General features: G+C 65.1%; 19 protein-coding genes. 3 read left to right on the forward strand and 16 right to left on the reverse strand.

Features of this window, described 5'->3' with window-relative positions; genetic code table 11:
* Nucleotides 1-8: 8 nt before the first annotated feature.
* The 11 genes from murG to coq7 all read right to left on the reverse strand — a co-directional run bounded on the left by murG (nucleotide 9) and on the right by coq7 (nucleotide 12739).
* Nucleotides 9-1109: an undecaprenyldiphospho-muramoylpentapeptide beta-N-acetylglucosaminyltransferase gene (gene murG / locus RP6297_RS12805; protein WP_009241607.1), complete on the reverse strand. Its 1101-nt coding sequence runs from the start codon at nucleotides 1107-1109 to the stop codon at nucleotides 9-11.
* A complete protein-coding gene (gene ftsW / locus RP6297_RS12810) occupies nucleotides 1106-2347 on the reverse strand; it encodes a putative lipid II flippase FtsW (protein ID WP_009241608.1) in 1242 nt (413 codons plus the stop codon). The genes murG and ftsW overlap by 4 nt, the downstream gene beginning before the upstream one ends.
* Nucleotides 2344-3843 (reverse strand): UDP-N-acetylmuramoyl-L-alanine--D-glutamate ligase, encoded by a 1500-nt coding sequence (gene murD / locus RP6297_RS12815; RefSeq protein ID WP_009277679.1) that lies wholly within the window; start codon nucleotides 3841-3843, stop codon nucleotides 2344-2346. Before murD ends, ftsW begins: the two co-directional genes overlap by 4 nt.
* Nucleotides 3844-3989: 146 nt before the next feature.
* The gene (mraY, locus tag RP6297_RS12820; RefSeq protein WP_009241610.1) at nucleotides 3990-5159 is read right to left on the reverse strand and encodes a phospho-N-acetylmuramoyl-pentapeptide-transferase; all 1170 of its coding nucleotides are present in this window, start codon (nucleotides 5157-5159) and stop codon (nucleotides 3990-3992) included.
* 15 nt (nucleotides 5160-5174) lie between these two features.
* Entirely contained in the window at nucleotides 5175-6611 is a 1437-nt protein-coding gene (locus tag RP6297_RS12825; RefSeq protein ID WP_009241611.1) for a UDP-N-acetylmuramoyl-tripeptide--D-alanyl-D-alanine ligase, read from the reverse strand.
* Nucleotides 6608-8152 carry a UDP-N-acetylmuramoyl-L-alanyl-D-glutamate--2,6-diaminopimelate ligase gene (locus tag RP6297_RS12830; protein ID WP_009241612.1) on the reverse strand — a complete coding sequence of 515 codons (1545 nt, stop codon included), beginning with the start codon at nucleotides 8150-8152 and terminating at the stop codon, nucleotides 6608-6610. Before RP6297_RS12830 ends, RP6297_RS12825 begins: the two co-directional genes overlap by 4 nt.
* Nucleotides 8149-9936: a peptidoglycan D,D-transpeptidase FtsI family protein gene (locus RP6297_RS12835; RefSeq protein WP_009241613.1), complete on the reverse strand. Its 1788-nt coding sequence runs from the start codon at nucleotides 9934-9936 to the stop codon at nucleotides 8149-8151. Before RP6297_RS12835 ends, RP6297_RS12830 begins: the two co-directional genes overlap by 4 nt.
* Nucleotides 9933-10277: a cell division protein FtsL gene (ftsL, locus tag RP6297_RS12840; RefSeq protein ID WP_009241614.1), complete on the reverse strand. Its 345-nt coding sequence runs from the start codon at nucleotides 10275-10277 to the stop codon at nucleotides 9933-9935. The genes RP6297_RS12835 and ftsL overlap by 4 nt, the downstream gene beginning before the upstream one ends.
* A 28-nt stretch (nucleotides 10278-10305) precedes the next feature.
* A complete protein-coding gene (rsmH, locus tag RP6297_RS12845) occupies nucleotides 10306-11265 on the reverse strand; it encodes a 16S rRNA (cytosine(1402)-N(4))-methyltransferase RsmH (RefSeq protein WP_009241615.1) in 960 nt (319 codons plus the stop codon).
* A gap of 9 nt (nucleotides 11266-11274) precedes the next feature.
* Nucleotides 11275-11703: a division/cell wall cluster transcriptional repressor MraZ gene (gene mraZ, locus RP6297_RS12850; protein ID WP_004633088.1), complete on the reverse strand. Its 429-nt coding sequence runs from the start codon at nucleotides 11701-11703 to the stop codon at nucleotides 11275-11277.
* 382 nt (nucleotides 11704-12085) lie between these two features.
* Nucleotides 12086-12739: a 2-polyprenyl-3-methyl-6-methoxy-1,4-benzoquinone monooxygenase gene (coq7, locus tag RP6297_RS12855; RefSeq protein ID WP_009241616.1), complete on the reverse strand. Its 654-nt coding sequence runs from the start codon at nucleotides 12737-12739 to the stop codon at nucleotides 12086-12088.
* 380 nt (nucleotides 12740-13119) lie between these two features.
* On the opposite strand from coq7, the gene RP6297_RS12860 reads away from it, so the two are divergent.
* Both RP6297_RS12860 and RP6297_RS12865 read left to right on the forward strand, forming a co-directional pair.
* A complete protein-coding gene (locus RP6297_RS12860; protein WP_004633091.1) occupies nucleotides 13120-14298 on the forward strand; it encodes a porin in 1179 nt (392 codons plus the stop codon).
* Between the two features lie 185 nt (nucleotides 14299-14483).
* Nucleotides 14484-15800: an MFS transporter gene (locus tag RP6297_RS12865; protein WP_009241617.1), complete on the forward strand. Its 1317-nt coding sequence runs from the start codon at nucleotides 14484-14486 to the stop codon at nucleotides 15798-15800.
* A 21-nt stretch (nucleotides 15801-15821) separates the two neighbouring features.
* Here the strand turns inward: RP6297_RS12865 and arfB are convergent, their stop codons facing one another.
* A complete protein-coding gene (gene arfB, locus RP6297_RS12870) occupies nucleotides 15822-16256 on the reverse strand; it encodes an alternative ribosome rescue aminoacyl-tRNA hydrolase ArfB (protein ID WP_009241618.1) in 435 nt (144 codons plus the stop codon).
* Nucleotides 16257-16299: 43 nt separating this feature from the next.
* On the opposite strand from arfB, the gene trhA reads away from it, so the two are divergent.
* Nucleotides 16300-16917 carry a PAQR family membrane homeostasis protein TrhA gene (trhA, locus tag RP6297_RS12875; RefSeq protein ID WP_009241619.1) on the forward strand — a complete coding sequence of 206 codons (618 nt, stop codon included), beginning with the start codon at nucleotides 16300-16302 and terminating at the stop codon, nucleotides 16915-16917.
* Nucleotides 16918-16993: 76 nt separating this feature from the next.
* On the opposite strand, the gene RP6297_RS12880 is transcribed toward trhA, so the two are convergent.
* From RP6297_RS12880 to RP6297_RS12895, 4 genes are all read right to left on the reverse strand, one after another.
* The gene (locus tag RP6297_RS12880; RefSeq protein ID WP_009241620.1) at nucleotides 16994-18703 is read right to left on the reverse strand and encodes a long-chain fatty acid--CoA ligase; all 1710 of its coding nucleotides are present in this window, start codon (nucleotides 18701-18703) and stop codon (nucleotides 16994-16996) included.
* A 149-nt stretch (nucleotides 18704-18852) separates the two neighbouring features.
* Nucleotides 18853-19950, reverse strand: a complete 1098-nt coding sequence (locus RP6297_RS12885) for an aminopeptidase (RefSeq protein WP_009241621.1) — start codon at nucleotides 19948-19950, stop codon at nucleotides 18853-18855.
* Between the two features lie 10 nt (nucleotides 19951-19960).
* Complete coding sequence (locus tag RP6297_RS12890; RefSeq protein WP_009241622.1) at nucleotides 19961-22057, reverse strand: molybdopterin-containing oxidoreductase family protein; 2097 nt, start codon at nucleotides 22055-22057, stop codon at nucleotides 19961-19963.
* A gap of 81 nt (nucleotides 22058-22138) precedes the next feature.
* Nucleotides 22139-23134, reverse strand: coding sequence for a LacI family DNA-binding transcriptional regulator (locus RP6297_RS12895; protein WP_009241623.1), 996 nt, complete (start codon nucleotides 23132-23134; stop codon nucleotides 22139-22141).
* Between the last annotated feature and the right edge of the window lie 213 nt (nucleotides 23135-23347).

The following is a 23347-nucleotide window of genomic DNA, read 5'->3' on the forward strand; positions in this document are numbered from 1 at the left end:
TTCGTTCCCTATGCCCGTGCCACCGCTACACACACGTCGGCGACACGCTCGGCCGCTTCGGGCCGGGCCTGCTCACGTGCTTTAGCCGCCATATCGGCCAATTGCGCACGCGTCAGGGACGCGAGTGTATCTGCCAGCGATGCCGGACTCAGTTCCTGCTGCGGCACCAACAGCGCCGCACCGCGTTCGGAGAGGAAGCGCGCATTGGTGGTCTGGTGATCGTCCACGGCATGCGGGAACGGCACGAACAGCGCCGCGACACCCGCCGCGGCCACCTCTGAAACGGTCATGGCGCCGGCGCGGCAGATCACGAGATCGGCGTGCGCATACGCAGCCGCCATGTCGTCGATAAAGGGCACGGGCTGTGCGTGGGCATCGTCGATACCGGCAGCGGCATAGTTGGCGCGCAGCGTGTCGATCTGCTTGGCGCCCGCCTGATGGATGACGATGGGACGCGTATCGGCCGGCAGCAACGCCAGCGCCTTGGGCACCACGTCGTTGAGCGCTGCTGCGCCCAGGCTGCCGCCCACGACAAGCACGCGCAGCGGGCCGGTTCGCTCGGCGTAGCGCGTTTGCGGCGAAGCCAGCGTGGCGAGGTCGGCGCGGATCGGATTGCCCACCCACTCAGCACCGGCCAGCGCATTCGGAAATGCGCACAGCACGCGATCGGCCACGCGCGCGAGCACGCGGTTGGCGAGCCCTGCAATCGAATTCTGTTCGTGCAGCACCAGCGGGCGACCCAGCAGCACGCTCATCATGCCGCCCGGGAAGGTGATATAGCCGCCCATGCCCAGCACCACGTTCGGGCGCACACGGCGCACCACACCGAGGCTCTGCCAGAAGGCACGCAGCAGGTTGAGCGGCAGCAGAAACTTGATGACGAGGCCCTTACCGCGCAGACCACCGAACTGCACCGACTCGAGCGGAAAACCGTGCTTGGGCACAAGTTGGCCTTCCATGCCGTTCGCATTGCCGAGCCACACCACCTTCCAGCCACGCGCGGCCAACAGCTTGGCCACCGACAGCGCGGGGAAGATGTGACCGCCCGTACCGCCGGCCATGACGAGGAGCGTGCGCGGCGCCAGACCGGCCGAATTGCCTGCCGTCATACCTTGCCCCCACGCATCAGCACGCGGTTTTCATAGTCGATGCGCAGCAGCACCGCGATCGCCACGCAGTTCATCAGGATGCCGGAGCCGCCGTAGCTGACCAGCGGCAGGGTCAGGCCCTTGGTCGGCAGCAGGCCCAGGTTCACGCCCATGTTGATGAAGGCCTGCCAGCCGATCCAGATTCCCAGTCCCTTGGCAACGAGGCCGGCGAACGTACGGTCGAGCTGCAGCGCGGTGCGGCCGATCTCGAATGCGCGGCGCACCATCCAATAGAACAGCAGGATCACGATCAGCACGCCGACGAAGCCCAGCTCTTCGCCGATCACCGCCAGGATGAAGTCGGTATGCGCCTCGGGCAGGTAGTGCAGCTTTTCGATGCTGCCGCCCAGGCCAACGCCGGTCCACTCGCCACGGCCGAAAGCGATCAGCGAGTGCGTGAGCTGGTATGCCTTGCCCTGCGCGTATTCCTCTTGCCACGGGTTCAGGTAGGCGAAGATCCGCTCACGCCGCCAGGGCGACGCCACGATCAGCAGCGAGAAGGTGGAAACCGCGGTGAGCACGAGGCCGCCGAACAGCTTGCCGTTCACGCCGCCCAGGAACAGGATGCCCATGGCCACGGCCGCGATCACCAGGAACGCGCCCATGTCCGGCTCCAACAGCAGGAGCGAGCCGACAAACGCCACGGCCACGCCCATGGGCAGGAACCCCTTGCGCACGCTCTGCATCCAGTCCTGCTTGCGCACGGTGTAGTTGGCGGCGTACAGCACCACCGCCAGCTTCATCAGCTCGGACGGCTGGAAATTCATGACGCCCAGCGGCAGCCAGCGGCGCGCGCCATTCACGCCCTTGCCGAGGTGCGGCACGAGCACAATCACCAGCAGGACCAGTGCAATGATGAAGAGCTTCGGAGCGTATTTGTCCCAGAACTTGACCGGAATCTGGAATGCGACGATCGCACCGATCAGCCCGATTACCAGCGAGAAGATGTGGCGGATCAGGAAATGCCCGTTGCTGTAGTTGGCGTACTTGGGCGAATCCGGCAACGCGATCGACGCCGAATACACCATCACCAACCCGAGGCCAAGCAGCACGATCGCCACCCACAACAGCGGCTGGTCGTACTCCATCATCTTGGAGCGCGTGGGTTTGACGCCTGAAACGGCATCACGCAGCCCGCCCCACGCATTGCCGATGGTCGCGCCGATGAAGCCGCTGCGCTTGATCTGGGTGTCGCTCATAGGAGGACTCCTCGGTCTGCCGCCAACGCGACCACGGCCTCGTGGAACACCTGGGCGCGGTGTTCGTAGTTGCGGAACATGTCGAAGCTTGCGCACGCCGGCGACAACAGCACGGCGTCGCCCGGCTGCGCATGCGCGGCGGCTTCCTGCACGGCGGCTTCCAGCGTCGGCGCATCGATCAGCGCGACACCCGTGTTGGCCAGCGCCTCACGAATCAGCGGCGCATCGCGGCCGATGAGGATCACGGCCCGGGCGTACTGCGCGACCGGCTCGGCCAGCGGCGAGAAGTCCTGGCCCTTGCCATCGCCACCCGCGATCAGCACGACGTGCTTGGACAAGCCCGACAGCGCTGCCACCGTCGCGCCGACGTTGGTGCCCTTGCTGTCGTCGAAGAATTCGATGTCGTCAAACGCGGCGATCAGCTCGACGCGATGCGGCTCGCCGGCGTAGTCGCGCAGGCCGTGCAGCAGCGCGCTCACGGGCAGGCCGATCGCACGGCACAGCGCCAGGGCAGCCATCGCGTTGGTCGCGTTGTGCAAGCCACGGATGCGCAGTGCGTCGGCAGGCATCAGGCGCTTGAGGCGCACCGGCACCGTTGCGGCGGGCGCGTTGTCGCCCTTCTTGCGACGCGTGGGCTTGGGCAGCTCGTCCTGTTCGGCCTCGGCCAGGACGATCCAGGGCATGCCACCATCGCGCAGCAGCCCGAGCGCATCGGGCGTGCCCGGCTCATCGATGCCGAAGGTGATATCGCCGCCGTTCTTGCTTGCGAATGCCATCACGCCCGCGTCCTGACGGTTCAGCACGCGCACGGTGTTGGCGCCGAAGATGCGGCCCTTCGCAGCGGCATAGGCCTCCAGCGTGCCGTGCCAGTCAAGGTGATCCTGCGTGATGTTGAGGACGGTGGCCGCGTCGGCGTCCAGCGTATGCGTGGTTTCGAGCTGGAAGCTGGAAAGCTCGAGCACCCACACGTCAGGCAGCGTGTCCGCATCAACGCATTCGCTGAGCTTGTCCAGCGCCGACGGGCTGATGTTGCCGGCCACGCCGACCGTCTTGCCGGAGCGCTGGACCAGGGCGCCCGTGAGCGCCGTGGTGGTGGTCTTCCCGTTCGTCCCCGTGATGGCGAGCACGCGCGGCGCATAGCCTTGCGCGGCCTTGAGGCCGGCCAGCGCGCGGGCAAACAATTCGATCTCGCCCCACACCGGCACGCTCTGCGCATTGGCGGCGTTCAGCAGCGCCGCGACGTTCGGATCCAGCGGCGACAAGCCAGGGCTGATCGCCACCAACGTCACACCGTCCAGCAGCGACAGGGCAAACGGACCGCTCACAAATTCCGCGTCCGGCACATGCGCGCGCAGCACCGGCAGGTTGGCCGGTGCCTCGCGCGTATCGGCGACGCGCACGCGCGCGCCATGACGGGCACACCAACGCGCCATGGCGAGGCCGGATTCGCCGAGGCCGAGCACCAGCACCACCGGCGCCTCGAACTCGCCGAACATGCGCGGCGCCTGTGCGGTTTCAGCGGCGGGCATCGGCTCGGCCGAATCGAGCGTTGCGACAACGGCGTCCACGGCGGCGTCCGGCTGCGTGGCGGCCATATCGTCGTCCGGGGTGATGGAGTCGGTCAAGTCGGTCATGTCCGTGCTCACCGCAGCTTCAGGGTCGACAGGCCGATCAGCACCAGCATCATGGTGATGACCCAGAAGCGCACGACCACCTGCGTTTCCTTCCAGCCGGACAGCTCGAAATGATGATGCAGCGGCGCCATGCGGAACAGGCGCCGGCCCTCGCCATAACGTTTCTTGGTGAACTTGAACCACGTCACCTGCAGCATCACCGAGACGGTCTCCGCCACGAAGATGCCGCCCATGATGAAGAGCACGATTTCTTGACGCACGATCACGGCGATGGTGCCCAGCGCGCCGCCAAGCGCCAGCGCGCCGACATCACCCATGAATACCTGCGCCGGATGCGCGTTGAACCACAGGAAGGCAAGCCCCGCTCCGGCCATCGCCGAGCAGAAGATCAGCAGCTCACCCGCACCCGGAATGTGCGGGAACAGCAAGTATTTGCTGTAGACAGCGCTACCCATCACGTAGGCAAACACACCCAGCGCGCTGCCCACCAGCACGACCGGCATGATGACAAGGCCATCGAGGCCATCGGTCAGGTTCACCGCATTGCTGGAGCCGACGATCACGAGGTACGTCAGGATGATGAAACCGAACACGCCGAGCGGGTAGCTGATCTCTTTGAAGAACGGCACGATCAGGTGCGACTTGGCCGGCAGGTTCAGCGACAGGCCGCTGCGCACCCACTCCATGAACAGCTCGAGCACGCGCATGTTGCTGGTCTCGGACACCGAGAACGCCAGATACGCCGCCGCAAACAGGCCGATCACGGTCTGCCAGAAGAACTTCTCGCGCGAAGACATGCCCTTCGGGTCACGGTGAACGACCTTGCGGTAGTCATCCACCCAGCCGACGGCGCCGTAGCCGAGCGTAACCAGCAGCACGATCCAGATGAAGCGGTTGCCCCAGTCGGCCCACAGCAGCGTCGACACGGCAATGCCGATGAGCACCAGCACGCCGCCCATGGTGGGCGTGCCGGCCTTGACCAGATGCGTTTGCGGACCGTAGCTGCGCACGGCCTGGCCGACCTTCAGCTCGGTCAGGCGACGGATCACCCACGGCCCGAACCCGAGGCCGATCACCAGCGCCGTGAGCGATGCCATCACGGCGCGGAACGTCAGATAGTTGAAGACGCGCAGGAAGCCGTAGTCGTTCTGCAACCATTGCGCCAATGCCAATAACATGGGTTCTTGCTTCCCTTAATGCTGCTGTTGTGTGTTGGAACCGGTCGGCAAATCCGCTACCGGGTCTTTCAAGACCAGCGCTTCCACAATGCGTTCCATCCGCATGAAGCGCGAGCCCTTCACCAATACCGTCGCGGCCGGCGCAATGGCGCCAAGGCCGTGCTCGATCAAGTCTTCCGCGGACGCAAAATGCTGCGCGCCTGCGCCGAATGCGTCGACCGTGTGGCGCGCAAGCTCACCGGTTGCCAGCACCGCATCGATGCCGCGCGTGCGCGCATAGGCGCCGATTTCTTCGTGGAATGCCGGACCCTGCGAGCCGACCTCGCCCATGTCACCCAGCACCAGCCAGCGCGGCGCCGGCAGCGTGGCGAGCGCATCGATCGCTGCGCGCATCGAGTCCGGGTTCGCGTTGTACGTGTCGTCGATGACGAGGCCGCCGTGCGTGCCCTGCTTGCGCTGCAACCGCCCCTTGACCGGAGCAAAGTTGCCCAGCGCTTGCGCGATCACCTCAGGAGCGACTCCGGCCGCGAGCGCGCACGCCGTCGCGGCGAGCGCATTGCGTGCGTTGTGCAACCCGAGCAGTGGCAGCGTGATGGCGAAGCGCTGGCCCGGGGCCTGCACGTCGATGCGTTGGCCCTCGGCGGTGTCCACCACGGTACCCGTCACGGCGCCGGCCTCGATACCAAAATCAAGCACGCGACGCGAACCAGCGGCGGCCTGCCATACCGGCGCAAATTCGCCACCGTTGGCCGCGTCGCGCGGATACACCGCCACGCCATCGGCTGGCAACGCGGCCAGCACGGCGGCGTGCTCTTCAGCCACCGCTTCCACGCTGACCATGAATTCCTGATGCTCGCGCTGGGCGTTGTTGATCATCGCGACGGTCGGCTGCGCAATGGCGGCCAATACGGCCGTCTCGCCCGGATGGTTCATGCCGAGTTCGAGCACAGCCAGCTTGTGCTGCGCATTCAAGCGGAACAGCGTGAGCGGCAGGCCGATGTCGTTGTTGAAGTTGCCGGCGGTCGCCAGGCGGGCATCTTCGCCGACAGCCTGCGCGAAGATCGCGGAGATCATCTCCTTGACCGTGGTCTTGCCGTTGCTGCCCGTCACGGCGACGACGGGAATCGGGAACTGGCGTCGCCAGCCGGCGGCAAGCTGGCCGAGCCCGATGCGCGTATCGGCAACGGTCAGCACGGCCACGTTGGTCATATCCAGCGTTGCGGCCGGTGGGCGTGACACCAGCACGGCAGCAGCGCCACGCGCCACCACTTCGGGCAGGAAGTCGTGTGCATCGAAGCGCTCGCCGATGAGCGCGACGAACAGGTCGCCGGGCTGCACGGAGCGGCTGTCGGTCGTCACGCGCAGGATGGCTGCATCGGGGCCGGCAAGATGGGCGCCGGCCATCCAGGCGGCGGCGTCGGTGGCGTGCATCATCACGGTCGCAGCGCTCATGCAATCACCCCGCGGGCGGCGAGCGCCAGACGCACGTGTTCCTGGTCGGAGAACGGCCGCTTGCGACCGGCTATCTCCTGCGTCGATTCATGTCCCTTTCCTGCCACGACGATCACGTCATGCGCATCGGCGTGCCGCACGGCATGCAGGATGGCAGCGGCGCGGTCTTCGATCTGGGTGGCGGCGCGCGGGTTGTGCATGCCGTCGGCGATCTCGTCGAGAATGTGCTGCGGATCTTCGCTGCGCGGGTTGTCGGAGGTGAGCACCACGTGCGGCGCCAGGCGCTCGGCGATGGCGCCCATCTGCGGCCGCTTGCCGGGGTCGCGGTCGCCGCCGCAGCCGAACACAGCCCACAACTTGCCGCCCCGCGCTTCGGTAATCGGCGCGAGCGCGCGTAGCGTCTGCTCCAGCGCGTCGGGCGTGTGAGCGTAATCCACTACCACGAGCGGACCATCTTCACCGCCGAAACGCTCCATGCGGCCACTGACCGGCTGCAGCTTTTCCAGATGCGCAATGGCGTCCGGCCACGGCACGCCAGCCGTCAGCAGTGCCCCCAGCACAGCCAGCAGATTCGACACGTTGAACAGGCCGAGAGTCGGTGCATGGACGGTCGCGTGACCGAAGCTGCCGTCCACGTCGAACGTCGTACCCGTGCGGTGCGCGCGCACGTTACTGGCGCGCAGCCATTGCTTGGCGCCGTGCTGCGCAGCGGCTTCGCCGTCGATGCCGTATTCAATGGTCTCGATGTCGGCGCGGGCGTTCTGCAGCAACCGCACCCCGGCCGCATCGTCGCGGTTGATGACCGCCGCACGCAGGCCTGGCCAGCCGAACAGACGCGCCTTGGCAAGTTCGTACTCGGCCATCGTGCCGTGGTAGTCGAGGTGATCCTGCGTCAGGTTGGTGAACACCGCGATGTCGAAACATGTGCCATCCACGCGGCCCTGCTCCAAACCGTGCGACGAGACTTCCATGGCGATGGCGCGGGCGCCCGCGCGATGCAGATCGGCGAGGCTGCGCTGGAGCTGGATGGCGTCCGGCGTGGTGAAGCCTGTCACGGCCAGCGCATCGACAAACCCCGTGCCGAGCGTACCCACCACTGCGCAACGCTCGCCGTGTTTGGTCAGCGCCTGCGCGATCCATTGCGAACACGACGTCTTGCCGTTGGTGCCCGTTACACCGATCACACGCAGCGCTTCCGGGCCCGGCACGCCGTACCACTGCGCGGCCAGAGGCCCGGCCAGTTCCGCCAGGCCGTCCACGGGAAGGATGCGCACGGGCGCGTCTGCGGGCATCGTGTAGCCATGCGCTTCGGCCAGCACGGCGGAAGCGCCAGCCTCGATCGCCTGCGGAATATGCGGACGGCCATCGCCATGCTGACGCACATTGCCGAGCACGTAGGCCACGAACACATCGCCGGTCTTGAGCTTGCGCGTGTCGCTCGTGAGGTCGGCACCCGCCGGCGCTTGTACGCGCAGCCAGTCCACCACGGGCACGAGGCGCGCCGCGATGGCCGGACGATCGGAGGTTGGCTTGGCTGTCATTGCAGGCCCCCGACGGGCTCTTCCGGCACGTCCGGCGTCATCACAAGCTGGCGCACCGGCGAATCCGGCGGCACGTTCAACGCGCGCAGGGTGCCGCCCACGATCTGCGAAAACACCGGGCCGGCCGCGCCACCGCCATAGCGGTTACCCACCGTCGGCTCGTCCACGCTCACCGCCACGATGATGCGCGGGTTCGACATCGGCGCCAGACCAATGAACGAGGCGCGATATTTGGAGCGGTCATAGCCACGTCCGGTGTGCTTCCACGCCGTACCGGTCTTGCCCCCGACGCGATAGCCCATCACTTGCGCCTGGGGGGCCGTGCCCCCGGGCGCCGTCACGGTCTCAAGCATCTGGCGAACCTGCCGCGCCACTTCCGGCGAGATCACCCGCTCACCTTGGGGCGGCTGCCCATTGGTGCGGTACATCGTGATCGGGATCAGCTCGCCATCGTGCGCGAAGATGGTGTAGGCGTGCGCAATCTGGAACAGCGATACCGACAGGCCATATCCATACGACATCGTCGCCTGTTCAATGCGGCGCCATTTGTTGGCCGGCCGCAGCCGCCCCGCCACCGCGCCCGGGAAGCCGATCTTCGGTGCCTGCCCCAGTCCGACGCTCGTGAACATGTCCCACATTTCCTGTGGCTTGAGCGTCATCGCAATCTTGGTCGTGCCGATGTTGCTGGAGTGCTGGATGACCTGGGCGACCGTCAACGTGCCGTAGTTGCCGGTGTCGGAAATGGTCGCGCCTTCGAAGCTGTATTTGCCGTTGGTCTGCACCAGCGTGTTGGGCGTCACACGCTTGAGCTGCAGCGCCAAGCTGATGGTGATCGGCTTCATCATCGAGCCCGGCTCGAAGGTGTCGGTCAGCACGCGGTTGCGCAGTTGTTCGCCCGACAGGCGGCTGCGGTCGTTCGGGTTGTAGGTCGGGTAGTTGGCAAGCGCCAGGACCTCGCCCGTCTGAGCATCCAGCACGATCGCGCTGGCCGCCTTGGCGTGGGTACGCTCGATGGCGGCCTTCAGTTCGTTGAAGGTTAGGTACTGGATCTTGGCGTCGATCGACAGCGTCTGGTCATGCCCGTCACGCGGCGCCTTGAGCACGCCCACGTCTTCCACCACGCGCCCCAGTCGATCCTTGATCACCTGGCGCTGACCGGCAGCACCTGCAAGGTCGGACTCCCGTGCCAGTTCCATACCTTCCTGGCCCTTGTCTTCCACATTCGTGAAACCGACGATGTGCGCCATCGCCTCGCCTTCCGGGTAGAAGCGCTTGTACTCACGCGTCTGATAGATGCCTTCGATCTTGAGCGCTGCGATCTGGTCGGCCACATCCGGCAGCACCTGACGCTTGAGGTAAACGAACCCCTTGTCTTCGCCGAGCTTGCCTGAAAGCTCCTTGTTGTTCATGCCCAGAAGCTTGGCGAGCTTCATCATGTCCTCGCCAGGCACATTGTTGGGCACATCTTCGGGCACGGCCCAGATGGCCTTCACCGGCAGGCTCGTGGCCAGCACCAGACCATTGCGGTCCAGAATCTTGCCGCGCGTGGCAGGCAATTCCAGCGTGCGCTGGAAGCGCTTCTTGCCTTCAGCCTCGTAGAAGCGGTTGCCGGGGCCTTGAATCCACAGCGCGCGGCCGATCAGCGCCAGAAACGCCGCGAACATCAAGAACACGACCAGCTTCGAGCGCCACATCGGCAGGCGCAGGCCCAGCACCGGGCTGGCGGAGAATTGGCCCAGGCGCGCGCGCGCCGTGGTGCCGTTGGATTTACGGGCGCCGCTCATGGCTGGACTCCGGAAGCCGTGGGCGCGCTGGCCGCGGCCGAAGACGCCATGGAGGACGTTCCACCCGCCGGCAAGTCGGCAAACCCCTGCAGATACTGCGTGCGACCCGCCTGCGCGGGCGACATCTTCAATTGCCTGCTCGCGATGTCGGCAATGCGAGCACTTTTGCCCAGCGCGCTCTGCTCATATTGCAGGCGCGACCAGTCGGTGTTCAGTTGCTTTTCTTCCGCCTGCGCGCGATCCAGCGCGACAAACAGTTGCCGCGCCTGATGCTGTGCGTTGACCAGTGACAGCGCGCACAGCACCAGCGCAGTCAGCAGGAACATGTTCAGGCGGTTCATGGCGTGGGTCTCCGCGAGTCGGCAGCCGTCAGCAACGCTCTGCCACGCGCATGATGGCCGAGCGCGCGCGTGGGTTGGCCGACACTTCGGCCTCCGACGGCTTCACGCGGCCAAGCAGACGCAACTGCGGCGTCGGCAGCTCATGCGCACGCAGCGGCGCCCGACGCAGTTCCGGCGCGGCGGATTGCTCCGGACGCGCCAGGGCCTGCATGAAGCGCTTGACGATGCGGTCTTCCAGCGAATGGAAGCTGATCACGACGAGACGTCCCCCCTGTTCCAGACGTTCAAAGGCGGCCTTCAGACCGGTTTCGAGGTCCGCAAGCTCTTGATTGACGTGAATCCGTAAAGCTTGAAAGGTGCGGGTCGCAGGGTCTTGGCCCTTCTCGCGTGTTTTGACGGCTTGCGCCACGAGCGCGGCAAGCTCGGATGTGCGATCGAGAGGACCTCGATCCCCGGATTGGCCCCGGCGAGCAACAATCGCCTTTGCAATCTGTACAGCAAACCGTTCTTCCCCATAGTCCCGTATCACCCTCGCAATGTCGCGCTCATCAGCCTCGGCCAGCCATTGGGCTGCGGTAATGCCGCGCGTGGTGTCCATCCGCATGTCGAGCGGGCCATCCATCCGGAACGAGAAGCCACGTGCGCCTTCGTCAATCTGCGGCGAACTGATGCCGAGATCGAGCAGCACGCCGGCCACCCGTTCAATGCCGCGCGCATCCAGGCACTGGGCCATCTGCGCGAAGCTGTCATGCTCAATAGCGAAGCGGGCATCCTCTACGGTGCCCGCTTCGGTGATTGCTGCCGGGTCCTTGTCGAAGGCGACAAGTCTGCCGCCGGGCCCCAGCCGTTCCAGGATGCGCCGGCTGTGCCCGCCTCTCCCGAAGGTTCCATCGATATAGATGCCGTCGTCGCGCCAGATAAGCGCATCGACCGCTTCTTCTAAGAGCACCGTTTGATGGCGCAGTGCCGTACTGGCTTGGGTAGTCATCGCGCGTCATCAAAAGGAGAAATTCTTGAGGGCGTCGGGCATGCCTTGCGCCATGGCGGCCTGCTCCTTCGCGGTGTACGTGGCGGCATCCCAGACTTCAAAGTGGCTGCCCATGCCGAGCAGCATCACGTCACGTTCAAGGGAGGCGGCCGCGCGCAGTTCGGGGGTGATGAGGACGCGGCCGGCGGTATCGAGTTCGACGTCGGCGGCGCTACCCAGGAAGATCCGTTTCCACCAGTGGGCCTCCATCGGGAGTGCAGCGATGCGCTCGCGAAAACGCTCCCACTCCGGGCGCGGAAACAGCATGAGGCAACCGTCCGGGTGCTTGGTCACAGTCACCCGGCCCTCGGCCTGCAGCTGAAGCGCTTCGCGGTGCCGCGACGGAATGGACATCCGCCCTTTGGCATCCAGCGTCAGCGCCGACGCACCCTGGAACACGTTGGATTCTCTCTCCGCGCGGCGACTTGTTCGCCACTCACCTTGTCGTCAACTGGCCCGCAAACGGCCCTTTCAAACCACAAAACTACACTTTCTGACACTGTTTCCCACTTTAGAGGAACGACTTTAGGCGGTCAAGGCTTGCACAGCCCTGTGAGGCGGAAAATTTGCAATCAGAACAATGACTTAGCGCACCCGCCCAAGAACGGTGCGCGACTTTTCCCAATCAAATGAAGGAGATAGCGCGGTTTATGCAGAAACCACGTGAGAGAACGGCAGGCGACAGCGCCCTCGCTGGAAGTGCGCAGAGCGCTGATGATCATGCTCCGGCGAATGGAGGAGCGTGCGGTTTGTCGTCGGGCCGCCAGGCGCGACAGGTGTGTCAAATGCGGTAAGCGGTGGCGGTCATGACGCGCGATGCGGCGCGCATAGCCTGGCGGATGGGCGCAGGCAGATCGATGCCACCGGCCTGGCGCGCGTTATCGCCGTGGCGGATTTCATCCTCGCGCATCTGGGCGACGATGGCGCGCGAGCGGGTGTCCTGCTCGGGCAATTTATCGAGATGGCCATCGAGGTGATGCTCGACCTGGCGCTCGGTCTCTGCGACGAAGCCGAGACTGATCTTATCGCCGAGGCGTCCGGCAAGCGCGCCGATCGCGAAAGCGCCGGCATACCACAGCGGGTTCAGTAGGCTCGGGCGATCGTTCAATTCCTGCAGGCGCTGGGCGCACCAGGCGAGGTGGTCCTCTTCTTCGCGCGCGGCTTCGTCGAGCTGGGCCCGGATGGCCGGATCTTGGGCAAACAGCGCTTGCCCCTGGTACAAGGCCTGGGCGCAAACCTCGCCGACATGGTTCACGCGCATCAGGCCGGCGGCATGGCGGCGGTCGGCCTCGGAAAGCCTGGTCGCGTTGTCGGCCGTATTTGCGGAGGCGGCGGACGCGATTACGGCATCTGCGGGGTTCGGTCGGCTGGCGCGGGTGACGCCTGCCACAGCGCGCAGGGCACGGTCGAATTCGGGGATGAAGCGGTCGAGCATGAGTACGGGCACCGCCGGCAATGGCGTGCGGCGCAATCGCCATTGTAAGGCCGACACCGGGCGGGATCTTGCGTCCAATCAGAACCCGGCCGCCCAAACACAACTGTACGGGATAACCCTGTTGGCACGCGGATCGCATCCAAAACCGCAAGGAATCGACCGTACACATCGCCGATCTATTTCAAATTCGGAAACAGCCTGTTGCCGGGATCAGACAGCAAACGCTCGTTTACGAACATTCGTTCGCAAATTTCGACCGAGCCCAGTACCACGTTGCTACATTAGTCGGCGACTTCGTTTGAAAGTCATGGGGCGGGAAGACAAGAACGGAGGGTCTGCCTGCCACTGAACGCAATAAATAAAGATCTGGAGACCGACCGATGAAGAAATCGCTGCTGGCATTGGCAGTACTGGGCACGTTTGCGGGTGTTGCGCAGGCTCAGTCGAGTGTGACGCTGTATGGCGTGGTCGACGCCAACATTGAGTACGTCAACCACGCGCAAGCCGTAACGGCTGCGGGGGTGGTCATACCGGGCAGCAGCGGCTCGCGCCTGGCGATGCAGGCCGGCGGCCTGTCTTCCAACCGCTGGGGCTTGCGCGGCGTCGAAGACATCGGTGGCGGTCTCAAGAGCCTGTTCGTGCTGGAATCGGGCTTCGCCATGGACACCGGCACGCTGCAGCAGGGCGGACGCCTGTTCGGCCGGCAGGCGTTTGTGGGTTTGCAGGGCAACTGGGGCAAGATCACGCTGGGTCGGCAATACACCACGATCTTCGACATGATGGCGAACTTCTCGCCGACCGGTTACGCCACGCAGTATGAGCCGGTGGTCGGCCAGCTCGGTCCGAACTTCCGCGAAGACAACATGATCAAGTACACCGGCGCATTCGGCCCGGTGACGGTGGAAGGCCACTGGGCGTTCGGCGAACGCGCAGGCAGCCAGACCGCCAACTCGGCGTACGGCGTGGGCGCAAACTACTTTGGCGGCCCGTTCGGCCTGGGTATCGCCTATGACGAAGTGAAGGTGCTGACGGCAGCCGAAGCTCTGGGCGGCCCCGGCAACGAGTACGCCAAGGACAAGCGCGCCGCCATTGCCGCCAGCTACACGATGGGCCCGGTCAAACTCATGGGTGGCTATCGCTACGGCAAGACCGACACGGCCTCATCTGGTGCCACGCTGGCTCTGCTGCCGCACCGCGACGACTACTACTGGGCTGGCGTGAACTACCAGGTGACGCCTGCGCTGGGCCTGACGCTGGCGTACTACTACGACAAGATCAAGGAAGCGACCATCGGCGGGGCAACGGTCAACCCGCGTAATCCGCAGCAGTGGCAGTTCATCGCCGACTACAACTTCTCCAAGCGCACCGACGTGTATCTGAGCGCCGCGTATGCACGCAACGCGTCGCTGAACTGGGATTCGATCGGCTATGTAACGAACCCGGCAACGGGCGCGCAAACGTCGGTGGGCTATCTGCCGGCGGCATCGCAAACGTACTTCATCACGCCAAACTCGGATAACCAGGTCGGCGTGGCGATCGGCCTGCGTCACAAGTTCTGACACGCAGTTTGTTGTTGCCCGCCGCCCCTCTCCTGGGCGGGCGCAGGAAGGCACCTTCGGGTGCCTTTTTGCATGGCCGCGCGCTATGCTTTTGCGATCGAGCCCGCCGCTGGATGGCAAGCCGACAGTAAAGCAACGCGCGGCGCATCAGAACGACAACAACGCGAACCTTACCGGAGACCCGCATGTCCTCTTCGACCTCTTCAACCATGGCGCCCTCCGCCCCCGGGGCGGCCACCGACACCAGCCGCTCGCGCGTCGTCTTCGCCAGCTTCATCGGCACGGCCATCGAGTTTTACGATTTCTATGTCTATGCGACAGCCGCGGCGCTGGTCATCGGCCCCGTGTTCTTTCCGCATGGGTCCGCCACGGCACAAGCGCTGTCGGCGTTCGTCACGTTTGGTATCGCGTTCATCGCGCGGCCGATCGGCTCGTTTCTGTTCGGCCACTTTGGTGATCGCATCGGGCGCAAGTCGACGCTGGTGGCGTCTCTGCTGGTGATGGGCATTTCGACCACGCTGATCGGACTCGTGCCGGGGTACGACAGCATCGGCACGCTCGCACCGATCCTGCTGTGCATCCTGCGCTTCGGCCAGGGCATCGGGCTGGGTGGTGAATGGGGCGGCGCGGCGCTGCTGGCCACCGAGAACGCACCAGCCGGCAAACGCGCCTGGTTCGGCATGTTTCCGCAGCTCGGCCCGTCGGTCGGTTTCCTGGCTTCGAACGGTCTCTTCTTCGGGCTGGCGATCGCACTGTCCGATGAGCAGTTCCGCAGCTGGGGCTGGCGCGTGCCGTTCCTGGTCAGCGCAGTGCTGGTGGCGCTGGGCTTGTATGTGCGATTGAAGATCGCTGAGACCCCCGCCTTCCAGGCAGCCATCGACCGGCAGGAGCGCGTGAAGGTGCCGGTCGCCACGCTGCTGGCGCACCACTGGTGGCCGACGCTGCTTGGCGCGCTGGCCATGGTCGTCTGCTACACGCTGTTTTATATCTCGACGGTATTTTCGCTGTCGTACGGCGTGGGCACGTTGCATTTCTCGCGCCCGAGCTTTCTGGGTCTGCTGTGCCTGGCCGTGGTGTTCATGGGGCTGGCGACGCCGCTGTCGGCATGGGCGTCCGACCGCTTTGGGCGCAAGCCGGTGCTGATCGTCGGCATCATCGCCGCCATTTTGTCGGGCTTCACGATGGCGCCGCTGCTGGGGAGTGGGCAGACACCGCTGGTGGCCCTGTTCCTCATCATCGAACTGTTCCTGATGGGCGTGACCTTCGCTCCGATGGGCGCGCTGCTGCCGGAGCTGTTCCCGACCAACGTGCGCTACACCGGGGCCGGCGTGTCGTACAACCTGGGCGGCATTCTAGGGGCGTCGATTGCGCCGTATATCGCGCAGAAGCTGGCTCAGCAAGGCGGCCTGAGCTGGGTGGGCATGTATGTGTCGGCGGCCGCGGTGGTCAGCCTGATCGGCGTGCTTTGCATGCGTGAAACGCGGGATACCCGGCTGATGTAAGGACCACGCATAGCAACGCGCTCAATCCCACGAGTGGCGGCCGGAGCGACCACGCTTGACGTCGCCGCGCGCGCGCTTGCCTTCCAGACGGCGCGTCTTGGAAGCGCGCGTAGGCTTGGTGGCGATCCGCGACTTCGGCACCGAAAGCCCCGTCGCGATGAACGCCGCCAGACGTTCACGGGCATCCTGGCGGTTGCGGTCCTGCGTGCGAAACCGTTGAGCATCAATCACAATCACGCCCTCGTCGGTCAAGCGGCGGTCGCGCTTTCCCAACAAGCGAGCCCGCAATGCCTCCGGCAACGACGGCGATTGGGCGATGTCAAAGCGCAACTCCACCGCCGTCGATACCTTGTTGATGTTCTGCCCACCCGCTCCGCTTGCGCGCACAAAGCGCTCGACCAGCTCGGACTCCGGAATAGACAATTGGGGGGTGATTTTGAGATCGGTGCCGGGCATTGGAGCATTGTAGGGAGAACCGGCTTTTCCTGGAGATCAGCGTATGTATCGCGGAGAACGTTTCAACGGCTTCAGCCACCTGGCCGGGGCCATCCTTGCCGTCGCTGGCATGGCCGTTCTGGTGACGTCGTCCGCCCTGCACCACGACGCGTGGAAGGTCGTCAGTTCCGTGGTCTACGGCACGACGCTCGTCCTGCTCTACACGATCTCCACGCTGTATCACAGCCTGCGCGGGCCGGCCAAGAGCCTGTTCCAGCGCCTCGACTATTGCGCCATCTATTTGATGATCGCCGGGAGCTACACGCCGTTTGCGCTGGTCACGCTGCGCGGCCCCTGGGGTTGGGCGCTGTTCGGCATCAACTGGGCACTGGCGGCCATCGGGATTGCGCAGGAACTCTGGATCGGCCGCCGCACGCGCCTGTTTTCCCTGCTGATCTACGTGGTGATGGGCTGGCTGGTGCTGATTGCCATGGGGCCGCTGGCGGCAGCGCTGCCCGCACCGGGCCTGTGGTGGGTGGTAGCCGGTGGCGCGCTGTATACGGCCGGTATCGCCTTCTTTCTCTTTGACGAGAAGGTGAGGCACTTCCACGGCATCTGGCACCTGTTCGTATTGGCCGGCAGTGCGTGCCAGTTCGTCAGCATCCTCCTGTACGTGGGTTGACCCCGGCCATACGTTCCTGTGGTGCGCCAAAAAAAGCCGCGACGAATCGCGGCCTTTTCTTTGCAGCGACGCAGACTCAGGCGCGCTTCTTCATCGCCTCGTCGCGCAGTTCACGGCGCAGGATCTTGCCGACGTTGGTCTTCGGCAGCTCGTTGCGAAACTCGATAAACTTCGGGCGCTTGTAGCCGGTCAGCTGGTCCTTGCAGAACTCCTGCAGCTTCTGCTCCGTGAGCGACGGATCGCGACGCACCACGAACAGCTTCACCACCTCGCCCGAATGCACGTCCGGCACGCCCACGGCGGCCACTTCCAGCACGCCCGGGCACATCGCCACCACGCCTTCGATCTCGTTCGGGTACACGTTGAAGCCCGACACCAGAATCATGTCCTTCTTGCGATCGACGATCTTGGTGTAACCGCGCTCGTCCATCACGCCGACGTCGCCGGTCTTGAAGAAGCCGTCGGCGTACATGACCTTGGCGGTCTCGTCCGGGCGCTTCCAGTAACCAGCCATGACCTGCGGGCCGCGGATGCAAATTTCGCCCGCCTGGCCGATGGGCAGGTCGCGACCTTCGTCGTCGCGAATGGCGATTTCCGTCCCCGGAATCGGCAGGCCGACGGTACCCGAGAACTTATCGGTATCCGTCGGGTTGCAGATGGCAGACGGCGAGGTTTCCGACAAACCATAGCCTTCGATGATCGGGCACCCCGTCACCTCGAGCCACTTCTTGGCCACGGCCTCTTGCACCGCCATGCCGCCACCGTTGGCCACACGCAGGTTCGAGCAGTCCACATCCTTGAATTCGGGGTTGTTCAGCAGCGCGTTGTAGAGCGTGTTCACGGCCGGGAACATGTGAAAGCGGTACTGCTTGAGCACCTTGATGAAGCCCGGGATATCGCGCGGGTTCGGGATCAGCACTGCCAGCCCGCCCTTGCGCATCGACAGCAGGCAGCACACCGTCAGCGCGAAGATGTGATACAGCGGTAGCGCGGTGATGGTGATGATCTCTTCGTCGGCGGCCAGCATGCGGCCATCGCGACCAGGCTTGGTGAGCGCCGGGTTCATCCAGGCTTCCGATTGCAACACGTTCGCGACGATGTTCCGATGCAGCAGCGTCGCACCCTTCGACACGCCGGTCGTGCCGCCCGTGTATTGCAGGAAGGCCACGTCGTCGGGGCCGATGGAAGTCGGCTTGAGCGTCTGCTTGGCGCCCTCTTCCAGCGCGGTGTTGAAGCGGATGCAGTTGGGCAGTTCCCACGCCGGCACCATCTTCTTCACGCTGCGCACGACGAAATTGACCAGCATGCCCTTGAGGCCGCCCAGCAAGTCGCCCATGCTGGCCACCACGATGTGCTTGACCGGCGTATTGGGCAGCACCTGCTGCAGCGTCGTCGCGAAATTCTCAAGGATGATGATGGCTTCGGCGCCGCTGTCCTTGAGCTGGTGTTCCAGTTCGCGCGGGGTGTAAAGCGGATTGACGTTGACGACCACATAGCCCGCCCGCAACACAGCGGCCAGCGCCACCGGATACTGCAGCACGTTCGGCATCATCAGCGCGACACGGGCGCCAGGGGCCAAGCCGCGCGATTGCAGCCACGCCGCCAGTTGGCGCGAAAGCGTATCCAGCTCGCCGTAGGTCAGCACCTTTCCCATGCATTCAAATGCACGGCGGTTACGGTTCTTCTGGAAGGAATCCTCAAGCAGATGGGCCAGCGATCGATACTGCGATGCATCGATCTCGGCCGGCACCCCGGCGGGATACTGCTTCAGCCACGGCTTATCCATGGGCGTGTCTCCTGGCGATTGTTGATTTTTTCGAATGGTCGTTCGTTTTTTCGGCATCCTACGCGGATGTCTGTGTCAAAACAATAACTTAGACGGTTCCCTCAGCCGGCCTGGCCCGCTTGAAACTGGTGCAGAAACCGCCGTTGGCATCACTTTTGCGTGATGCCGTCCGATGTCGCGATCGCCGGAGGCGCCAGCAATCGCAGGGCGGCCTCGCGTTGCGGTTTGGACTCCCGCGCCATGGCTTTGACGTCGTCATAGAAGCGCGCCCAGTCGCCGCCATCACGGTGATACAGCGCCGTGAACGCCGGCACCCATTCCAGGTAGCTCGCGACGGCCCCCAGATGCGCGTTCGACAGGGGCTGCGCAAACCAGCGGTCGTAACCGGTATAACCGCCCCAGCTTGCTTTGAGCTTGGTGTAATCGGCCTGGAGGCTCGCGAAGATGGCGCGTTTTCCGGCGCGCTTCTCGTCGTCCGACACTGGGCTGGCATACAACGCCTCAAGTCGGTTGCGATACTCCAGCAGCAGGGCGCGGAATTGTACGCGCCGGGCGTCGTACGTGGCGTATTCCGCGCGAATTTCCGGGGTGGCGGCATCCGCCAGCCAGCGTTCGACGCCAATGGTTTCGACGGCGGTGGCAAACGATTCGTTGAACGCGGTATCGCCCTTGGCGTAGACAACCTGATGCGCCAGCTCATGAAAAATCAGCCGCGCCAACTCGCCTTCCGGCAGGCCGACGAAGGTGTTGAGCAGCGGGTCGTCGAAATAGCCCAGTGTGGAATACGCAGGAATGCCGGCCACATCCACGTCCAGGCCTTGGGCACGCAGCGTGTCGGCATAGGCCATGGCGGCGTTGCGGTCGTAGTACCCGCGATACGTCACGCAGCCGACGACGAGGAAACACCATTCCTTGAGCTTGACCGATAACTCAGGCGCGGCAAATACATTCCACACCGCAAAGGGACGCTTGAGATTGGCATAGACGCGATAGCTGCCGTTGTCTGGCAGGCCCAGCTCGCGCGAGGCATAGATGCGGATGCTGCGCGCATCTTCCAACCGCTTGGCGAGCTTGTCGTTGTGGGCTTGCCGAGCATTGTCGATGGCCTGGTCGATCGACTCACGCTGCGCCATCAGCGAGAGATGTCCGCTGACCGACTGGAAGTAATAACCGACGGTGTCGCAGCCGGCCAGTAACGCCGAACCGGCAAGCGACAGCGCAAGGCACAGCGCGCGTGTGGCACGCATGATGGCTCCGTCAGGCGGCCTGAGCCAACGGCGCGACCTCGACCAGGCAATCGTAGAAGGTGGGCGCGCGCCCCATGTCGGTCAGGCGCTGGCTGGTCAGCTCGTTGGCGTTGGTGCCGTCGGGCGCGAGCTTCTTCCACCAGATCGACAGACCGACGACCACGCCGCGCCGCGCACGGTCGGTCACGCGGGCGCGCGCCTGCATGGTGCCGCGATCGTTGAAGATGCGGACAAGCTCGCCATCGACGACGCCGCGTGCATTCGCGTCGTCGGGATGGATATCGAGATGCGGCTCGCCTTCGGTGCTGCGCAGGCTGTCGACGTTGACGAAGGTGGAGTTGAGGAAGTTGCGCGCCGGCGGCGAAATCATCGACAGCGGATAACGCTTGGCCAACTCGGGCGTGCTGATTGCCGATTCGTACGGCGGCACATAGCCGGGCAGCGGGTCGAGTCCGTCGTTGGCCATCTGCTCGGAATAGAACTCGCAGCGGCCTGACGGCGTGCGATAGCCGCCACGTGCCAGCGGCGCGGCGGGGTGCGCCAGCTTCTGCCAGCCCTCGCGCTTGAGCGTGGCCCAGTCGATGTGCGCGGCGGCCGGGTCGTCACGGCGCACGGCCTGGCTGGCGATGTCGTCGTCCGAGTCGGCAAAGCAGGCGTCGTCAAAACCCATGCGCCGGGCAATGCGACGGAAGATCTCCGTGTTCGGCAACGACTGCCCCATGGGCGCGATGGCAGCGTTGTTGGCCAGCACGTAGGTGTGACCGTACGCCTTGTGCACATCGACATGTTCGAGCTGCGTGGTGGCGGGCAGGAGGATGTCGGCGTAGTCGGCGGTGTCAGTCTGGAAATGCTCCAGCACCACGGTGAAGAGGTCTTCGCGCGCAAAGCCCGCGGTGACCTTGCGCGAATCCGGTGCCACCGCCACGGGGTTGCTGTTGTAGACGACCACCGCCTCGACCTTCGGGCCGAACGATGCGTCGCCCGCATGCAGCAGCGCATCGCCGATGGTGCTCATGTTGATCGTGCGCGGCATGCGGGGCCACGTCGGGAGCAAATCCGGGCGCTGCAGCTTCGCGGTGTCGATGGGGAAGAAGCCTGACGTGGACAGTTGCAGGCCGCCCGCTGCATCGCGCCACGCGCCCACCAGCGACGGGAGGCATGCGACCGCGCGCACGCCCTGCCCGCCGCCATGCGCGCGCTGCATGCCGTAGTTCAGGCGAATGGCCGCGGGCTGTTTGTCGCGCACGACGGTCGTGCCGTACAGCTTGGCGAGCCACTCGATATCCGCCGCGTCCACCCCACACGGCGTCGCTGCGTATTCCGGCGTGTATTGCTGCGCGCGCTCACGCAGCGCCTCGAAACCGAGCGTGTGATTGGCGATGTAATCGTGGTCAAGCAGATCATCGCGGATCAACACGTGGATCATCGCCAACGCCAGCGCCGCATCGGTACCGGGGCGCACCGCCAAGTGGCGGTGGCACTTCTCGGCCGTCAGCGAGCGATAAGGATCGATGGCGACGAGCGTGGCGCCGCGCCGTTTGGCTTCCTGTGCGCGCGTCCAGAAATGCAGGTTCGATGCGATCGGATTGGCGCCCCAGATCAGGATCAGCTTGGCGTCCTGCACGTGCTCGATGTCCATGCCGAGGCTCGCACCGTACGTGTAGCGCAGCGCCGTTGCCCCGGCCGATGCGCAGATCGTGCGATCGAGCAGCGACGCTCCGAGCTTGTGGAAGAAGCGCGCGGCCATGCTTTCCCCCTGCACCAGGCCCATCGTGCCGGCGTAGCTGTACGGGAGGATGGCCTCCGGGTTGCGCGCGGCAATGTCCCCCAGACGCGTGGCGATGGTGTCGATGGCCTCGTCCCAGGAAATCGGCTCGAACTTGCCCTCGCCCTTTGCGCCCACACGCTTCATCGGCGTCAACAGGCGGTTGGGGTGGTACGTGCGTTCTGCATACCGATTGACCTTGGTGCACAGCACGCCGGCCGTCGTCGGGTGGTCCGGATCGCCCTGCACGCGGGTGGCACGGCCATCTTCGACGGTGACAAGCAAGGCGCAGGTGTCGGGGCAGTCGTGCGGGCAGGCAGCACGGATGACTTGGGTGGACATCAAGGGGCTCCGGAGTGGGGGGCGGCGGGTGCATTCGGTGTCGTCGCACCGCCGCGGGTATCCGGAAATTGTAATCGCCCGCTAGGGGCTTCGCAGCGGCGTGGAGCCGCGCGGGACGAGCCGCCCCGTGAGCAGCACACGGCGCGTCGGCAAGGCCGGCTGCGCGAGGCGATCCTGCAGCATCGCCATTGCCATGCGGCCGATGTCGTAGACCGGTTGCTCGATCACGGTGATGCCCGGGCCGGCGAGTTCGGTCCAGGGCTCGTTGTCGAAGCCCGCCACGGCGATATCACGCGGCACATCGAGCGACAGCCGCCGCAACGCCCGCAGCACGCCCAGCAGCGATTGCGCGTTACTCGCGACCAGCGCGTCGGGGCGATCACGTTCCGCGCCGGACAGCCACGCCAGCGTCTCGGCCTCCGCCGCCTCGGCGGTCGGCAGGATGAAGCGTGCCTCGGCGGTGATGCCGTGGCGTGCCAGCGCTGTCGCGAATCCGGCCTGCCGCTCGGCGCCTGTGCTGCTGGTCCGCCCGAACAGGCCGCCGATACGCCGGTAACCCTGCGCTGCAAGGTGTTCGGCCAGCGCTTGCGCGGCCTGCTGGTTGTCGAGCACGACGGCATCGGTGCCGCATGTCGGGCCGGCACGGTCGATCAGCACGACCGGGTACCCGAGATCTACGGGTTGCTGCGCTTCGGCAATGCCGCGCGTTGGCGAGAGAATCACGCCGGTCACGCGCTCCTCTTCCATCAGCCGCAGGTACATCGCTTCCTTCTCCGGGTCTTCATCGGAATTGCACAGGATGACGCGCAGGCCGGCGGCATAGGCCGCGTCTTCCACCGCCCGGCTGACGCTGGTGAAAAACGGATTGCGGATGTCGGAGACGATCAGCCCGACCGTCTGCGCCTGTTGCGAGCGCAGCCGCCGCGCTGACAGGTTCGGCCGATACCCGGACGCCGCCACCGCCGCATCGACGCGTCGGCGCAGCTCCGCGCTGACGGGGCCGCCCGCGAGCGCGCGCGACACGGTTGCCACCGACACACCCGCTGCCGCCGCCACGTCCTTGATTCGAACCGTCATGCTGAAATCGTTTCCATAAAAGTTGCCATCATATCCAATGACCGCATCGTCACCAACGTCTTGCCCACCTAGGGAAAACCCCTTAAATACTGGGGCAGACGTCACTTTGTGTCGCGCCGCACATTGACACCCGCACTGTAATCGATTTCAATTCGCGATCATTGACGACACGCATGCCGGGCCTCCGAGCACGGCAGCCGCAGGAGACCCCCG

Source organism: Ralstonia pickettii, from assembly GCF_016466415.2.
Classification (GTDB): Bacteria; Pseudomonadota; Gammaproteobacteria; order Burkholderiales; family Burkholderiaceae; genus Ralstonia; species Ralstonia pickettii.

Bases quoted from the DNA above. Each gene is read 5' to 3' on its own strand.
- RP6297_RS12890 (WP_009241622.1), bottom strand. From the start codon at position 22,057: ATGTCCACCCAAGTCATCCGTGCTGCCTGCCCGCACGACTGCCCCGAC.
- murG (WP_009241607.1), bottom strand. From the start codon at position 1,109: ATGACGGCAGGCAATTCGGCCGGTCTGGCGCCGCGCACGCTCCTCGTC.
- RP6297_RS12830 (WP_009241612.1), bottom strand. From the start codon at position 8,152: ATGACAGCCAAGCCAACCTCCGATCGTCCGGCCATCGCGGCGCGCCTC.
- RP6297_RS12825 (WP_009241611.1), bottom strand. From the start codon at position 6,611: ATGAGCGCTGCGACCGTGATGATGCACGCCACCGACGCCGCCGCCTGG.
- coq7 (WP_009241616.1), bottom strand. From the start codon at position 12,739: ATGCTCGACCGCTTCATCCCCGAATTCGACCGTGCCCTGCGCGCTGTG.
- RP6297_RS12895 (WP_009241623.1), bottom strand. From the start codon at position 23,134: ATGACGGTTCGAATCAAGGACGTGGCGGCGGCAGCGGGTGTGTCGGTG.
- RP6297_RS12885 (WP_009241621.1), bottom strand. From the start codon at position 19,950: ATGCGTGCCACACGCGCGCTGTGCCTTGCGCTGTCGCTTGCCGGTTCG.
- ftsL (WP_009241614.1), bottom strand. From the start codon at position 10,277: ATGAACCGCCTGAACATGTTCCTGCTGACTGCGCTGGTGCTGTGCGCG.
- arfB (WP_009241618.1), bottom strand. From the start codon at position 16,256: ATGCCCGGCACCGATCTCAAAATCACCCCCCAATTGTCTATTCCGGAG.
- mraY (WP_009241610.1), bottom strand. From the start codon at position 5,159: ATGTTATTGGCATTGGCGCAATGGTTGCAGAACGACTACGGCTTCCTG.
- RP6297_RS12880 (WP_009241620.1), bottom strand. From the start codon at position 18,703: ATGGATAAGCCGTGGCTGAAGCAGTATCCCGCCGGGGTGCCGGCCGAG.
- rsmH (WP_009241615.1), bottom strand. From the start codon at position 11,265: ATGACTACCCAAGCCAGTACGGCACTGCGCCATCAAACGGTGCTCTTA.
- ftsW (WP_009241608.1), bottom strand. From the start codon at position 2,347: ATGAGCGACACCCAGATCAAGCGCAGCGGCTTCATCGGCGCGACCATC.
- trhA (WP_009241619.1), top strand. From the start codon at position 16,300: ATGTATCGCGGAGAACGTTTCAACGGCTTCAGCCACCTGGCCGGGGCC.
- RP6297_RS12865 (WP_009241617.1), top strand. From the start codon at position 14,484: ATGTCCTCTTCGACCTCTTCAACCATGGCGCCCTCCGCCCCCGGGGCG.
- murD (WP_009277679.1), bottom strand. From the start codon at position 3,843: ATGTTCGGCGAGTTCGAGGCGCCGGTGGTGCTGGTGCTCGGCCTCGGC.
- RP6297_RS12835 (WP_009241613.1), bottom strand. From the start codon at position 9,936: ATGAGCGGCGCCCGTAAATCCAACGGCACCACGGCGCGCGCGCGCCTG.
- RP6297_RS12860 (WP_004633091.1), top strand. From the start codon at position 13,120: ATGAAGAAATCGCTGCTGGCATTGGCAGTACTGGGCACGTTTGCGGGT.